The following is a 12,764-nucleotide window of genomic DNA, read 5'->3' on the forward strand; positions in this document are numbered from 1 at the left end:
ATGGACGGAATCGAAGCGACAGTGCCGGTACAGCGGGCCGGGCGGGACGGTGTGCGTATCCCGGTGGTGCCCGGGTTCGTCCGCCGGGAGGACCCGGCGGACGGACGCGGTCCGCAGTCCCCGAAGGACGCGGGCAAGGCGCTGCGCGACCGTGTCCCCAGGTCCTCGCACGACAGCCTGGTGGAGCCCGCCGGCCGGCCCGACGCGGTGCGGGCGGTCGAGGAGTCCAACCGGGGCCGGGTGCCGGGGCTCACCCCGATACGGGTGGGCCGGATGGCCGCCACCCCGTTCGCCTTTCTGCGGGGCTCGGCCGGGCTGATGGCCCACGATCTGGTGGGGACGCCCGTCACCGGGGTCACCGCCCAGCTCTGCGGTGACGCGCACGCGGCCAACTTCGGGCTGTACGGCGATGCGCGGGGCAGCCTGGTCATCGATCTGAACGACTTCGACGAGACCGTCGTCGGCCCGTGGGAGTGGGACCTCAAGCGGCTGGCCACCTCGATCGTGCTCGCGGGCCGCGAGGCCGGTGCGGACGAGGCCACCTGCCGCCGGGGTGCGTACGACACGGTGGGGGCCTACCGGCGGACGATGCGGCTGCTGGCCAGAATGCCCGCGCTCGACGCGTGGAACGCCATCGCGGACGAGGAACTCGTCTCGCACACCGACGCCCGGGATCTGCTCGGGACCCTGGAGCGGGTCTCGGAGAAGGCCCGCAACAATACCAGCGCCCGGTTCGCGGCGAAGTCCACGGAGGACTGCGAGGACGGCGGGCGCCGGTTCGTCGATGCGCCGCCGGTGCTGCGCCGGGTGCCGGACGCGGAGGCTGCGGCCGTGGCGGCGGGGCTCGGCGACTACCTGGGGACGGTCTCGGAGGACCGGGTCCCGTTGCTGGCCCGGTACGCGATCCACGATGTGGCGTTCCGGGTGGTCGGCACGGGGAGCGTGGGCACCCGCTCGTACGTGGTGCTGCTGCTGGACCACCGGGGCGAGCCGCTGGTGCTCCAGGTGAAGGAGGCCAGGCCCTCCGTGCTGGGGCCGCATCTGGCCGCCGCGGGGTTCGATGTGCCGGAGGTGGCGCACGAGGGGCGCCGGGTGGTGTTCGGACAGAAGAGGATGCAGGTCGTCAGCGACATCCTGCTGGGGTGGACCACGGTGGACGGGCGGCCGTTCCAGGTCCGGCAGTTCAGGAATCGCAAGGGCAGCGTGGATCCGGCGGCCCTGGCGGCCGACCAGGTCGACGACTACGGCCGGATGACGGGGGCGCTGCTGGCGCGGGCCCACGCACACAGCGCCGATCCCCGGCTGATCGCGGGCTACTGCGGGAAGAACGACGAGCTGGACGAGGCGATGGCATCGTTCGCCGTGACGTACGCGGACCGCACCGAGGCCGATCACGCGGATCTGGTGCGGGCCGTGGGGGCGGGCCGGATAGCCGCCGAGCTGGGGGTGTGAGGTCCGTTCCGCGGACCGTGTGTCCCCGGCGGGCGGGCCGTGGCCATACGCTGGACGGGTGACCCACGAAGCCGCCGGGGTGCCGACCACCCGGAACGACGATGACCGGCCGGACGACGACTGTCAGGACGCGCAGTCCGGCTCCCCGGCCGACGCGCACGCGCGGACGGCGCCCGGAGCCTCGGAAGCGGACTCCCCCGAAGGGGACTCCGGGGACGGTGCCGCGTCGGCTTCCGGCGCCTCCGCCGACGAGGGTGCCGGGACCGGCGCAGGCGCGGCCGAGGGACAGGAGCGTCCCGAGGCCCGGCTCGCGCAGGCTGTGCGGGTGGCCGAGCAGGCGCTGATCGAGTTCGAGATCGCGGTCGAGACGTTCCGGGTCGAGGTCGAGAACTTCTCGCGGCTGCACCACCAGCGGCTCGGCCCGATGTACGCACGGCTCGACGAGCTGGACGCGCAGATCGCGGAGGCGCGGGCCGCCAGGACCGGCGATCCCGAGGATCTGCGCAAGGCGGCGGACGCGCGGGCGATCGTGATGCCCATGCCGGGCGTGGACGAGCTGTTCCACGACTGGATGGACTCCGACGGACTGTCGCCCGAGGCGGCGGCCATGCTCACCGAGCAGCCGGTCCGGCCGCCGAAGCGGGTCCGGCCGACCGAGGAGGCGCGCAAGCTCTACCGCGAGCTGGTCCGCAAGGCTCATCCGGACCTGGCCCAGGACGAGGAGGAGCGGACGCGGCGTGACGAGTTCATCACCCGGGTCAACGCCGCGTACGGGCGCGGGGACGAGGCGCTCCTCAAGGAGCTGGCCGAGGAGTGGGCGGCCGGGCCGGTCGCACCGGAGGCCCGGCTCGGCGAGGCCGATGAGCTCTACGCCCGGCTGAACTGGCTCACCCAGCGCAAGGAGCTGCTGACCGAGCTGGCTCAGGAGCTGGAGGAGAGCGCGATCGGCGCCATGCTGCGGATGGCCCCGGACGACCCGGACCATCTGCTCGAGGAGATCGCCGAGCAGCTTCTGGGCGAGGTCTCGCAGCGCGAGGCGGAGCTCGCTGCTCTGGTGCAGTAGCGTTTTCGGGGACTCCGGAGCGTATTGACGAGAGAAGGCATGACCCATGAATTTCGGCCCGCTTCCCACGGTCGATGTCACGGCGGTACCGGAGGACGGCTTCGTGCTGGACGTCCGGGAGAACGACGAATGGGCGGCCGGTCATGTCGACGGCGCCCTGCACATTCCGATGAGCGACTTCGTGGGCCGCTTCGGTGAGCTGACCGAAGCGGTGGAGGACGGCCGGCGCGTGCATGTGATGTGCCGGGTCGGCGGCCGGTCCGCGCAGGTCACCCAGTACCTGCTGCAGCAGGGCATCGACGCGGTCAACATCGACGGCGGGATGCTCGCCTGGGACGGCGCGGGGCGTCCGATGGTCGCGGACAACGGAAACCCGGCCTTCGTCGTCTGAGTCTTCGCCGCCTGAGCCTTCGTCGCCTGACGCGACCGGGACCTGGGGCCTCGCGTCGGGCGGGGCTCCGGGCCGTAAGGGCGACGGGCCTACGCGTGCCGCCGAGGGCGGCGGCGTGTCGTGTTCAGGCGAGGGGGTGGGCGGCGAGCAGGTCGCCGAGGGCCTCTTCGTGCGCCGCCGCGGGGCCGAGAGACAGCTCGATCTGCTTGGCCCAGGCGTGGAAGCGGTGCAGAGGGTAATCGGTGTCCGCGCCGAAGCCGCCGTGCAGATGCTGTGCCGTCTGCACGACCCGGCGGACTCCGTCCGACGCCCAGATCTTCGCCACCGCGATATCGCCGGCCGGGGGCAGCGGTCCGCCCCCTCCGGTGGTGATCCGCCAGGCCGCCTGCCAGAGGGTCACCTCCATGGCCCGCAGATCGATGTACCGGTCCGCCGCCTGTACGGCGACGGACTGGAAGGTCGCCACCGGGAAGCCGAACTGCTCGCGCCTGCCGGTGTACTGGCTCGTCATGGCGAGCACTTTCTCGCCGAGGCCCAGGGCGAGCGCACATGTTCCGGTGACGAGCAGGCCGTGCAGCCAAGGCCAGGCGCCGTCGGTCTCGATCAGCTCGCGCGGCTCGATCCGTACGGCGTCGAGCCTTACCTCGCCGAAGAGTTCGCCGCTGGTGGAGACCTGCTCGGCGATGGAGACGCCGTCGTGGTCGCGGCGGACGAGCGCCAGAACGGTCCGGCCCTCCACCGTGTGGGCCGGCACCGCGATCCAGTCCGCGGCCTGAGCCCAGGGGACGCCCGACTGCACCCCGTCCAGCACCCACACCGGTCCGCTCCCGGGCCCGTCCTCTGGCCGGCCCTCGCCCGTGCTCCCAGTGGCGTCCAGGCGTGCGGTGACGGCCAGTTCGGCCGGGTCGTGGCCGGTGCGGCCGTTGGCGCCGACGGTGAGGACCAGCTCGCCCCGGCCGACGCGGGGCAGCAGCTCGGCGGCGAGCCCCTGCTCGCCGTAACGCTGGAGCGTCATCGCGACGGCGCACGTCTCCAGCAGCGGTACCCGCGCGAGCACCTTCGCCGACTCGCGCAGCACCAGGCAGAGCGCGATCAGGTCGAGCCCTGCCCCGCCGTGCTCCGGCCTCAGCGTCAGGCTCAGCAGGTCACCGGTGGCGAGCGCGGCCCACAGCGGCCGGTCGATGTCCTCGGCCACCGAGCCCGGCACCAGCGCGGGGCTCGGCACCGCATCGGGTGCGACGCCGGAGAAGACCGCTCGCGCCGCCTCGGTGGCTGCCTGCTGTTCCTCGGTGAAGGTGAAGTCCACTGTCCTGGCCTCCCGCGAACCGCTGTGCCCGTACCCGGACCTGACGGAGCGTCAAAATAGAACAGGTTCTACGAGAAGGGAACAGCGCGGATGCCGGTGCGTCCGGCGCGGGGCTGTTCGGGGTCAGCGGCTCGGAGTCGGCGGGGCGGTAGGCGTCAGCGGTCGAAGTCGAGTTCCACCTCTCCGGTCACCGGGTGGGACTGGCAGGCCAGCACATATCCCGCGTCCGTCTCCTCCGGCTCCAGGGCGAAGTTGCGGTCCATCCGCACCTCGCCCGAGACCAGGAAGGCCCGGCACGTCCCGCACACCCCGCCCTTGCAGGCGTACGGCGCGTCCGCACGGCTGCGCAGCACCGTCTCCAGCAGCGATTCGCCGTCCTGCACCGGCCACTTGCCCGAGCGCCCGTCCAGAGTCGCCGTGAGCGTGCCGGCGGCGGGCGTCTCGATACGGGGTCCGGCGGGTGCGTCCGGTCCGTCCTCGACGTGGAAGATCTCCTGGTGGATCCGGGAGCGGTCCACGCCCAGTCCGTGCAGAGCGAGCTCGGCACCCCGGACCAGACCGAGGGGGCCGCACAGGAACCAGCCGTCGGTCTCCGCCACCGGGAGCAGCGCCGGCAGCAGCGCGGTCAGCCGCTCACGGTCGAGCCGGCCCGACGGGAGACCGGCCTGCTGCTCCTCCCGGGACAGTGCGGTGACCAGCTGGAACCGGTCCGGGTAGCGGTCCTTCAGGTCCGCCACCTCGTCCAGGAACATCGTCGACGCGGCCGTCCGGTCGCTCCGGATCAGGCAGAACGAGGCGTCCGGCTCGCGGGCGAGCAGGGTCGAGGCGATGGACAGCACCGGTGTGATGCCGCTGCCGCCGACCACCGCGGCGAACTGCCCGGGGCGCGGCGTCAGGACGAAGCGGCCCATCGGGGGCATCGCCTCGATCGCGTCGCCGACCACCAGCTCCTTGAGGGCGTAAGTGGAGAAGGCGCCGCCGTCGACCAGGCGGATGCCCACCCGCAGCGCGGGGGCGGCCGGCTGCTCGGTGGCCGGGGCGCAGATCGAGTACGAGCGGCGGATCTCCTGGCCGTCCACGGTGTAGCGGACATTGAGATGCTGGCCCGGTCGGTGGCGGAAGGTCTCGTGCAGATCCGGCGGCACGGCGAGGGTGACGGCCACCGAATCGTCCGTGAGCCGCTCGATCCCGCTGACCCGGAGCGGATGGAACATCTACAACTCCTTGAAGTGATCGAAGGGTTCACGGCAGGCGACGCAGCGTCGGAGCGCCTTGCAGGCGGTGGACGAGAACCGGCTGAGCAGCTCCGTCTCGGTGGAGCCGCAGTGCGGGCAGCGCACGGACAGCGTCAGCGGCACGGGGCCGCCGGAGGGGGAGGCGGCGTCGTGCGGCCGAGGGGGCGCTATGCCGAACTCGGCCAGCTTGCGGCGGCCTTCCGCGCTGATGTCGTCCGTGGACCAGGCCGGGGAGAGCACGGTCACCACGGAGACCTCGGTCATCCCCCGGCCGTGCAGCACGCGCTCGATGTCCGTCGCCATGGTCTCGATCGCCGGGCAGCCGGTGTACGTGGGGGTGAGCCGGACCGTGACGCGGCCCGGAGCCTCGACCTCCACACCCCGGACCACGCCCAGGTCCTCCAGCGTCAGCACGGGAAGCTCCGGATCGGGCACCGATCCCGCGAGGCTGAGCAGCTCCTCCTCCAGCGGAGTCCAGGTCACCATGACGCCCCCGGGTGGCTGCGGTGCAGGTGCTGCATCTCGGCGATCATCCGGCCGAAGGACTCCGTGTGGATGCCCTGCCGGCCGGCCCCCGCCGTCCACGCGCCGGACTGCGGGCCCGTCGGCACGGTCAGGGTGGCCCGCTCCAGGACGGTGGTGACGGACTCCAGCCAGCGGTTGTGCAGCGCCTGCCAGTCCACGTCCACGCCCTCGACGGGCTGGAACAGCTCGCCGGTGAACCGCCACAGGGCGTCCACCGCCCGCTGCATCCGCTCGTGGCTCTCCGCCGTGCCGTCGCCGAGGCGCAGCGTCCACTGCTCGGCGTGGTCCCGGTGGTAGGCGACCTCCTTGACCGCCTTGGCGGCCAGACCGGCGAACTCGCCGTCACCGGCGGCGAGCTGCTCGTACAGCCCGTGCTGGTGGACGGAGAAGTAGAGCTGGCGGGCGATGGTGTGGGCGAAGTCGCCGTTCGGCTGCTCGACCAGCTGGACGTTGCGGAAGGCCCGCTCCTCGCGCAGATACGCGAGCTCGTCCTCGTCGCCCGCGAGGGAGAGCAGCAGACGGGCCTGGCCCAGCAGGTCCAGGGCGATGTTGGCGAGGGCCACTTCCTCCTCCAGCACGGGGGCGTGGCCCGCCCACTCCCCCAGGCGGTGCGACAGCACCAGCGCGTCGTCGCCGAGGGCGAGGGCCGCGGTCACAGGTGCTTCACCCCGTCCGGGATCTCGTAGAACGTCGGGTGCCGGTAGGGCTTGTCGCCGGCCGGCTCGAAGAACGTGTCCTTCTCGTCGGGCGAGGACGCCGTGATCTGGCTGGAGGGGACCACCCAGAGGGACACCCCCTCGGACCGGCGGGTGTAGAGGTCGCGGGCGTTGCGCAGGGCCATCTCGGCGTCCGGGGCGTGCAGGCTGCCGGCGTGGGTGTGGGAGAGCCCGCGGCGCGAGCGGACGAACACCTCCCACAGCGGCCAGTCGGTCGAGCTGCTCATGCTGTCGCCTCCCCGTTCGGTACAACCGTGTGCTTCTGTGCGTATGCGGCGGCTGCGTCCCGGACCCAGGCGCCTTCCTCGTGTGCGCGGCGGCGCCGGCCGAGGCGCTCCTCGTTGCACGGGCCGTTGCCCTTCAGGACCTCCTGGAACTCCGCCCAGTCGATCGCCCCGAAATCGTGCTGACCGCGCTCCTCGTTCCACCGGATGTCCGGGTCGGGGAGGGCGAGGCCCAGAGCCTCGGCCTGGGGGACACAGATGTCCACGAAGCGCTGGCGCAGCTCGTCGTTGGAGTGGCGCTTGATCTTCCACGTCATCGACTGGGCCGAATGCGAGGAGGCGTCGTCCGGCGGGCCGAACATCATCAGGGACGGCCACCACCAGCGGTTCACCGCGTCCTGGGCCATCTCGTGCTGTGCGGCGGTCCCCCGGCTGAGGGCCAGCAGCAGCTCGAAGCCCTGGCGCTGGTGGAAGGACTCCTCCTTGCAGATGCGGACCATCGCGCGGGCGTAGGGGCCGTAGGAGCAGCGGCACAGGGGCACCTGGTTGGTGATCGCCGCGCCGTCCACCAGCCAGCCGATGGCGCCGACGTCCGCCCAGGTCAGCGTGGGGTAGTTGAAGATCGACGAATAGCGCTGGCGGCCCGCGTGGAGCTTGTCGAGCAGCTCCTCGCGGCCGGTGCCCAGGGTCTCGGCCGCGCTGTAGAGATACAGCCCGTGGCCCGCCTCGTCCTGCACCTTGGCCATGAGGATGGCCTTGCGGCGGAGCGAGGGGGCGCGGGTGATCCAGTTGGCCTCCGGCTGCATGCCGATGATTTCCGAGTGGGCGTGCTGGGCCATTTGCCTGACCAGCGACGCCCGGTAGGCGTCGGGCATCCAGTCGCGCGGCTCGATGCGCTCGTCGGCCGCCACTGCGGCGTCGAAGGCCGCCTCGAGGGCCACGTCCGCCCCTTCGGTGCTGCCCGCTGTCGCCTGCGCTGTCTGGCCCGCAGTCACTGCCGCCATCCCGGACTCCCTACCGACCGATCGTTCGGTTCAATGACTTCAATGGTGAGTCTGCGGCCCGTAGGGTGTCAACCCTGTGGATAACTGACCGGGATCGACGGGGATCGGGGCGGGATGGATTCGTACGACGACAGGGGCGTCGGCGGCGGGGGCGAGCGTGTGGCCGACCCCGATCCGCGTACCGTTCCCGGGCCGCGTACGGGACCGGGTCCCCGCAGCGGGCCGGAGCCCCGTGAAGGCTCCGCCGGGCCGGGCGGTACGGACCGCCCGGAGGCCCTGCGGGCCGGGATGGCCGGGCTCTCGTTCCCGTACCAGATCGCCGCCGCCGTGGCGCTCTCCGTGATCGGAGTGATCGGCTGTGTGCAGCTGGCCATGGTGTTTCTGCACGTGGCCCCCTCCAACACACTGACCAAGCAGCACGGCGAGGCCGTCGACGAGTGGGTCTATCCCGAGTTCGAGCAGAACTGGAAGCTCTTCGCCCCGAACCCGCTGCAGCAGAACGTCGCCGTACAGGCACGGGCGGAGATAGCCGGGCCCGACGGCCGCCGCACGACGTCCTGGACCAACCTCTCGGGCCAGGACGGACAGGCGATACGCGGCAATCTGCTGCCCAGCCACGTCCAGCAGAACGAACTGCGCCGCGCCTGGGACTTCTACGTCGGCTCGCACGACGCCCAGAACCGGGCCAACGGCCTGCGCGGCACCCTCTCCGAGCAGTACATCCGCCGCATCGTCATGCTGCGTCTCGGCGAGCACGACCACGGCGACAGCATCCTGAGAATCCAGGTCAGGTCCGAGGTGCGGGCCGTCGCGGCACCCGCGTGGAGCGACGAGAAGATCAGCACCGCGCCGTCCTACCGGGTGCTGCCCTGGTGGACCGTCACCGGGGCCGACCTCCCCGAGGGCACGGCCGACTCCGAAAAGGCGGACCAGTGAGCACGCCAGGACCCGACCGCAGGCTCGCCCGCGGGATCCAGCGCGTCACGGCCTCGGCCCTGGGGCCGTACCAGAGCGCCGTCATCCGGATCGGCTTCTCCGCCACGTATCTGCTGTTCCTGCTGCGCGAGGTGCCGCACCGCCACGAGATGTACGGGCCCGACGCCCCGTGGCGCTGGGACATGGCGCAGCAGCTCATAGCGGGCAACCGGGCCTTCACCGCGCTCATGTGGTCGGACAGCAGCCTCTGGTTCGAGATCGTGTACGCGCTGGCGCTGCTCTCCGCAGCCCTGCTCATGGCCGGCTGGCACACCCGAGCGACCTCCGTTCTGTTCATGGCCGGGGTGCTCTCGCTGCAGAACCGCAGCATCTTCATGGGCGACGGCGGCGACAACGTCATCCATCTGATGGCGATCTATCTGATGCTGACCCGGTGCGGGCAGGTCTGGTCGCTGGACGCCCGGCGGGCGCGGCGCCGAGAGCGTGCGGCTGAGGCGGCCGAGGTGGTGGAGGCGGCCGGGGCCGCTGGGGCGGAGAAGGCCGAGCGGCCCTCCGGGCGGGCGGACGTTGCCGGGCCGCTGCTGTGGGCGGTGCTCGGTGCCGTACTCCTCGGGGCCACGGCGACCGACGGCCTCGGCGGAACCCTGTGGCTGCCGGCCCTCCTGTGGGTCCTGTGGACCGCACAGGGCGTGTGGTGGGCCGTGAACCGCTACGCGCCGCGCAGCGAGATGCGCACCCTGCTCGACGTCATCGCCAATCTCGCCCACAACGTCACGCTCGGCGTGATCATGGCCGAGGTCTGTCTGATCTACGCGACGGCCGGCTGGTACAAGATCCAGGGGTCGCGGTGGCAGGACGGCACCGCGCTGTACTACCCGCTCAAGCTCGACTACTTCACGCCCTGGCCCGCCCTCTCGGACATCCTCGCCTCCAGCGGGGTGATGGTCATGGTGCTGTCGTACGCGACGGTCATCGTGCAGGTCGCCTTCCCGTTCACCCTGTTCAACCGGCGCGTCAAGAACGTGCTGCTCGTCGCGATGATCTGCGAGCACGCCGGGATCGCCCTGCTGCTGGGGCTGCCCTTCTTCTCGATGGCCATGATCGCGGCGGACGCCGTGTTCCTGCCGACCGCGTTCCTCGTGTGGCTGGGCGGACGGGTCGCGCTCGGGCGCGATCTGGTGTTCCGGCGGCGCGGCGGGGTCCCGGAGCCACGGGGCGCCGTCGGCGAGGGGGAGGCAGCGGCGCGCAGCGGCGACGGGGGCCATACGCTCGTCGGGTGAGCAGTGAGAGCGGCAGTACCGGTGGTGGCGGCAGCGTGAGCGGTGGCGACGAGGCCGCGCAGTACGACGAGGGGTTCGGGACGGAGATCGGCGTCGGTCCCCATCCGCTGCCCTGGCCCGAGGGCGAGCGGTACGACCCCGAGCTGCTGGCCGGCGGCGACCGTCGCAACGTCGGCGACGCGTACCGCTACTGGACCCGGGAGGCGATCGTCGCCGATCTGGATCTGCGGCGGCACGACTTCCATGTGGCGGTGGAGAACTGGGGCCACGACTTCAACATCGGTTCCGTGGTGCGCACCGCGAACGCGTTTCTCGCCAAGGAGGTGCACATCGTGGGGCGGCGACGCTGGAACCGGCGCGGGGCGATGGTCACCGACCGCTACCAGCATGTCCGGCACCACCCCGACACCGCGGATCTGACCGCCTGGGCGGCGGCCGAGGACCTGCCGATCATCGGGATCGACAACTTGCCGGGGACGGTGCCGCTGGAGCGGACGGAGCTGCCTCGGCGGTGTGTGCTGTTGTTCGGGCAGGAGGGGCCCGGGCTGACGGAGGAGGCCCGTAAGCACGCCTCGATGGTGTGCTCGATCGCGCAGTTCGGGTCGACGCGGTCGATCAATGCGGGGGCGGCGGCGGCGATCGCGATGCATGCGTGGGTGCAGCGGTACGCGGTGATTCCGGAGGCGGAGGCGGGGGCGTAGGACGCTCGGTCGGGGTGGTGCGGGTGGGGGCCTGCGGCGCTGTCCCCTACCCGCCCCTTCCCGAAACCGGGGGCTCCGCCCCCGGGCCCCCGGTCCTCGAACGCCGGACGGGCTGGACAGGCGCCGGGCAGGCTGAACAGGCGCCGGACGGGCTGAAAGCAGGCAGCCGTCCGGCAGTTGGAGGAACGGGTCAGCGTTGGCGGCGGACCTCTACCGTGCGGAAGCGGTTGGAGACGAAGGCTCCGTCGCACAGGGCCGCGTTGGCCGCCGGGTTGCCTCCCGAGCCGTGGAAGTCGGAGAACGCCGCCGTCTGGTTGACGTAGACGCCGCCCGTCAGGTTCAGGGAGAGCTGGGCCGACTCGTCCAGGCAGACGTCCTCCACCGCGCGCTCCACATCCGGGGACGTGGTGTACGCGCCTACCGTCATCGCCCCCTTGTCGCGGATCGTGCGGCGCAGCAGCTTCAGCGCATCCGCCGTGGAGTCGACCGCGACCGCGAAGGCGACCGGGCCGAAGCACTCCGAGAGGTAGGGGGCGTCGTCGTCCGGTTTGGCCGCGTCGAGCTTGATGATCAGCGGGGTGCGGACGACCGCCTCGGGGAAGTCGGGGTTGGTCACCTCGCGTGAGGGCAGGGCCACTTCGCCCAGCTGGGCCGCCGCCTCCAGACGGGCCTTCACATCGGCGTTGACCAGGGCGCCGAGCAGTCCGTTCGCCCGGGCGTCGTCGCCCAGGAGGCCGGTGACCGCGGCGGCGATGTCGGCGACCACGTCGTCGTACGACTTGGGGCCGGCGTCCGTCTCGATGCCGTCCCGGGGGATCAGCAGATTCTGCGGGGTGGTGCACATCTGGCCGCTGTAGAGGGAGAGCGAGAAGGCCAGGTTGGCGAGCATGCCCCGATAGTCGTCCGTCGAGTCGATGACGATCGTGTTGACCCCGGCCTTTTCCGTGTAGACCTGGGCCTGGCGGGCGTTGGCCTCCAGCCAGTCGCCGAACTCCGTGGATCCCGTGTAGTCGATGATCCTGATCTCGGGGCGCACCGCCAGGGTCTTGGCGATGCCCTCGCCCGGCCGTTCGGCGGCCAGGGCGACGAGGTTCGGGTCGAAGCCCGCTTCGGTGAGCACCTCGCGGGCCAGCCGGACGGTGAGGGCCAGCGGGAGCACCGCGCGGGGGTGCGGCTTGACCAGGACCGGGTTGCAGGTGGCGAGGGAGGCGAAGAGGCCGGGGTAGCCGTTCCACGTGGGGAAGGTGTTGCAGCCGATCAGCAGGGAGATGCCCCGGCCCGCCGCGGTGAACGTCTTGTGCAGGGCGATCGGGTCGCGCCTGCCCTGCGGCTTGGACCAGTCGGCGGTGCGGGGAGCGCGGATCTGCTCCTCGTATGCGTACGCCACCGCCTCCAGGCCCCTGTCCTGGGCGTGCGGGCCGCCGGCCTGGAACGCCATCATGAAGGCCTGGCCGCTGGTGTGCATCACCGCGTGGGCGAACTCATGGGTGCGGGCGCTGATCCGCGCCAGGATCTCCAGACAGACCAGGGCCCTGGTCTCCGGGCCCGCGTCGCGCCAGGCCGGCATGGCCGCACGCATCGCCGGAAGCAGCACGTCCAGGTCCGCGTGCGGATACTCGACCGCCAGCTCGGGGCCGTACGGAGAGGTCTCCGCGCCCGTCCACCCGTCGGTGCCCGGCTGGTCCAGGTCGAGGCGGGCCGACAGCACCGCGTCGAAGGCGGCCTTGCCCTCGGCGGCGCCGAGGCTGCCGGGGGCGCCGCCTTCGCCGTACGCCTTCGGGTGCTCGGGGTGCGGGGACCAGTAGTCCCGCGTGCGGATCGCCTCGAGAGTCCGGTCCAGCGTGGGGCGGTGCCTCTCGGACAGCAGGTGCGGGGAGAGCTCGGCGGCCATGACGGACCAACTCCTCATCGAGCTGGGCAGGGACGGGCGG

Annotated in this window: 13 protein-coding genes; 6 read left to right on the top strand and 7 right to left on the bottom strand. The window is 71.9% G+C overall.

Features of this window, described 5'->3' with window-relative positions; genetic code table 11:
* The 3 genes from RLT58_RS18210 to RLT58_RS18220 are packed head-to-tail and all read left to right on the top strand — an operon-like array spanning position 1 to position 2,906.
* Positions 1-1,452, top strand: coding sequence for a DUF2252 domain-containing protein (locus RLT58_RS18210; protein WP_311311438.1), 1,452 nt, complete (start codon positions 1-3; stop codon positions 1,450-1,452).
* Between the two features lie 58 nt (positions 1,453-1,510).
* Complete coding sequence (locus RLT58_RS18215; RefSeq protein WP_311311439.1) at positions 1,511-2,515, top strand: hypothetical protein; 1,005 nt, start codon at positions 1,511-1,513, stop codon at positions 2,513-2,515.
* A 46-nt stretch (positions 2,516-2,561) separates the two neighbouring features.
* Entirely contained in the window at positions 2,562-2,906 is a 345-nt protein-coding gene (locus RLT58_RS18220; RefSeq protein ID WP_311311440.1) for a rhodanese-like domain-containing protein, read from the top strand.
* Positions 2,907-3,030: 124 nt separating this feature from the next.
* On the opposite strand, the gene RLT58_RS18225 is transcribed toward RLT58_RS18220, so the two are convergent.
* The 6 genes from RLT58_RS18225 to paaA form a co-directional block, all read right to left on the bottom strand.
* Positions 3,031-4,212 (bottom strand): acyl-CoA dehydrogenase family protein, encoded by a 1,182-nt coding sequence (locus RLT58_RS18225; RefSeq protein WP_311311441.1) that lies wholly within the window; start codon positions 4,210-4,212, stop codon positions 3,031-3,033.
* A gap of 155 nt (positions 4,213-4,367) precedes the next feature.
* The gene (locus RLT58_RS18230; RefSeq protein ID WP_311311442.1) at positions 4,368-5,426 is read right to left on the bottom strand and encodes a 2Fe-2S iron-sulfur cluster-binding protein; all 1,059 of its coding nucleotides are present in this window, start codon (positions 5,424-5,426) and stop codon (positions 4,368-4,370) included.
* Positions 5,427-5,933 (bottom strand): 1,2-phenylacetyl-CoA epoxidase subunit PaaD, encoded by a 507-nt coding sequence (paaD, locus tag RLT58_RS18235; RefSeq protein ID WP_311311443.1) that lies wholly within the window; start codon positions 5,931-5,933, stop codon positions 5,427-5,429.
* Positions 5,927-6,628, bottom strand: coding sequence for a 1,2-phenylacetyl-CoA epoxidase subunit PaaC (paaC, locus tag RLT58_RS18240; RefSeq protein WP_311311444.1), 702 nt, complete (start codon positions 6,626-6,628; stop codon positions 5,927-5,929). Before paaC ends, paaD begins: the two co-directional genes overlap by 7 nt.
* Positions 6,625-6,915, bottom strand: coding sequence for a 1,2-phenylacetyl-CoA epoxidase subunit PaaB (gene paaB / locus RLT58_RS18245; protein ID WP_311311445.1), 291 nt, complete (start codon positions 6,913-6,915; stop codon positions 6,625-6,627). The genes paaC and paaB overlap by 4 nt, the downstream gene beginning before the upstream one ends.
* Positions 6,912-7,916, bottom strand: coding sequence for a 1,2-phenylacetyl-CoA epoxidase subunit PaaA (gene paaA / locus RLT58_RS18250; RefSeq protein ID WP_311311446.1), 1,005 nt, complete (start codon positions 7,914-7,916; stop codon positions 6,912-6,914). The genes paaB and paaA overlap by 4 nt, the downstream gene beginning before the upstream one ends.
* A 114-nt stretch (positions 7,917-8,030) precedes the next feature.
* Between paaA and RLT58_RS18255 the strand changes: the two genes are divergently transcribed.
* The 3 genes from RLT58_RS18255 to RLT58_RS18265 are packed head-to-tail and all read left to right on the top strand — an operon-like array spanning position 8,031 to position 10,833.
* The gene (locus RLT58_RS18255; RefSeq protein ID WP_311311447.1) at positions 8,031-8,852 is read left to right on the top strand and encodes a DUF5819 family protein; all 822 of its coding nucleotides are present in this window, start codon (positions 8,031-8,033) and stop codon (positions 8,850-8,852) included.
* On the top strand, positions 8,849-10,132 hold the full coding sequence (locus RLT58_RS18260) for an HTTM domain-containing protein (protein ID WP_311311448.1): 1,284 nt from the start codon (positions 8,849-8,851) through the stop codon (positions 10,130-10,132). Before RLT58_RS18255 ends, RLT58_RS18260 begins: the two co-directional genes overlap by 4 nt.
* Entirely contained in the window at positions 10,129-10,833 is a 705-nt protein-coding gene (locus RLT58_RS18265; protein WP_399131646.1) for a TrmH family RNA methyltransferase, read from the top strand. Before RLT58_RS18260 ends, RLT58_RS18265 begins: the two co-directional genes overlap by 4 nt.
* Before the next feature lie 190 nt (positions 10,834-11,023).
* Here RLT58_RS18265 and paaN read toward each other — a convergent pair whose 3' ends face one another.
* Entirely contained in the window at positions 11,024-12,724 is a 1,701-nt protein-coding gene (gene paaN, locus RLT58_RS18270; protein ID WP_311311449.1) for a phenylacetic acid degradation protein PaaN, read from the bottom strand.
* Positions 12,725-12,764 lie beyond the last annotated feature (40 nt).

The organism is Streptomyces sp. ITFR-16, from assembly GCF_031844705.1.
Lineage (GTDB): Bacteria > Actinomycetota > Actinomycetes > Streptomycetales > Streptomycetaceae > Streptomyces.

Excerpts from the sequence above, each read along its gene's own strand:
- RLT58_RS18210 (WP_311311438.1), top strand. The coding sequence starts at position 1 with ATGGACGGAATCGAAGCGACAGTGCCGGTACAGCGGGCCGGGCGGGAC.
- RLT58_RS18220 (WP_311311440.1), top strand. The coding sequence starts at position 2,562 with ATGAATTTCGGCCCGCTTCCCACGGTCGATGTCACGGCGGTACCGGAG.
- RLT58_RS18230 (WP_311311442.1), bottom strand. The coding sequence starts at position 5,426 with ATGTTCCATCCGCTCCGGGTCAGCGGGATCGAGCGGCTCACGGACGAT.
- paaD (WP_311311443.1), bottom strand. The coding sequence starts at position 5,933 with ATGGTGACCTGGACTCCGCTGGAGGAGGAGCTGCTCAGCCTCGCGGGA.
- paaB (WP_311311445.1), bottom strand. The coding sequence starts at position 6,915 with ATGAGCAGCTCGACCGACTGGCCGCTGTGGGAGGTGTTCGTCCGCTCG.
- paaA (WP_311311446.1), bottom strand. The coding sequence starts at position 7,916 with ATGGCGGCAGTGACTGCGGGCCAGACAGCGCAGGCGACAGCGGGCAGC.
- RLT58_RS18255 (WP_311311447.1), top strand. The coding sequence starts at position 8,031 with ATGGATTCGTACGACGACAGGGGCGTCGGCGGCGGGGGCGAGCGTGTG.
- paaN (WP_311311449.1), bottom strand. The coding sequence starts at position 12,724 with ATGGCCGCCGAGCTCTCCCCGCACCTGCTGTCCGAGAGGCACCGCCCC.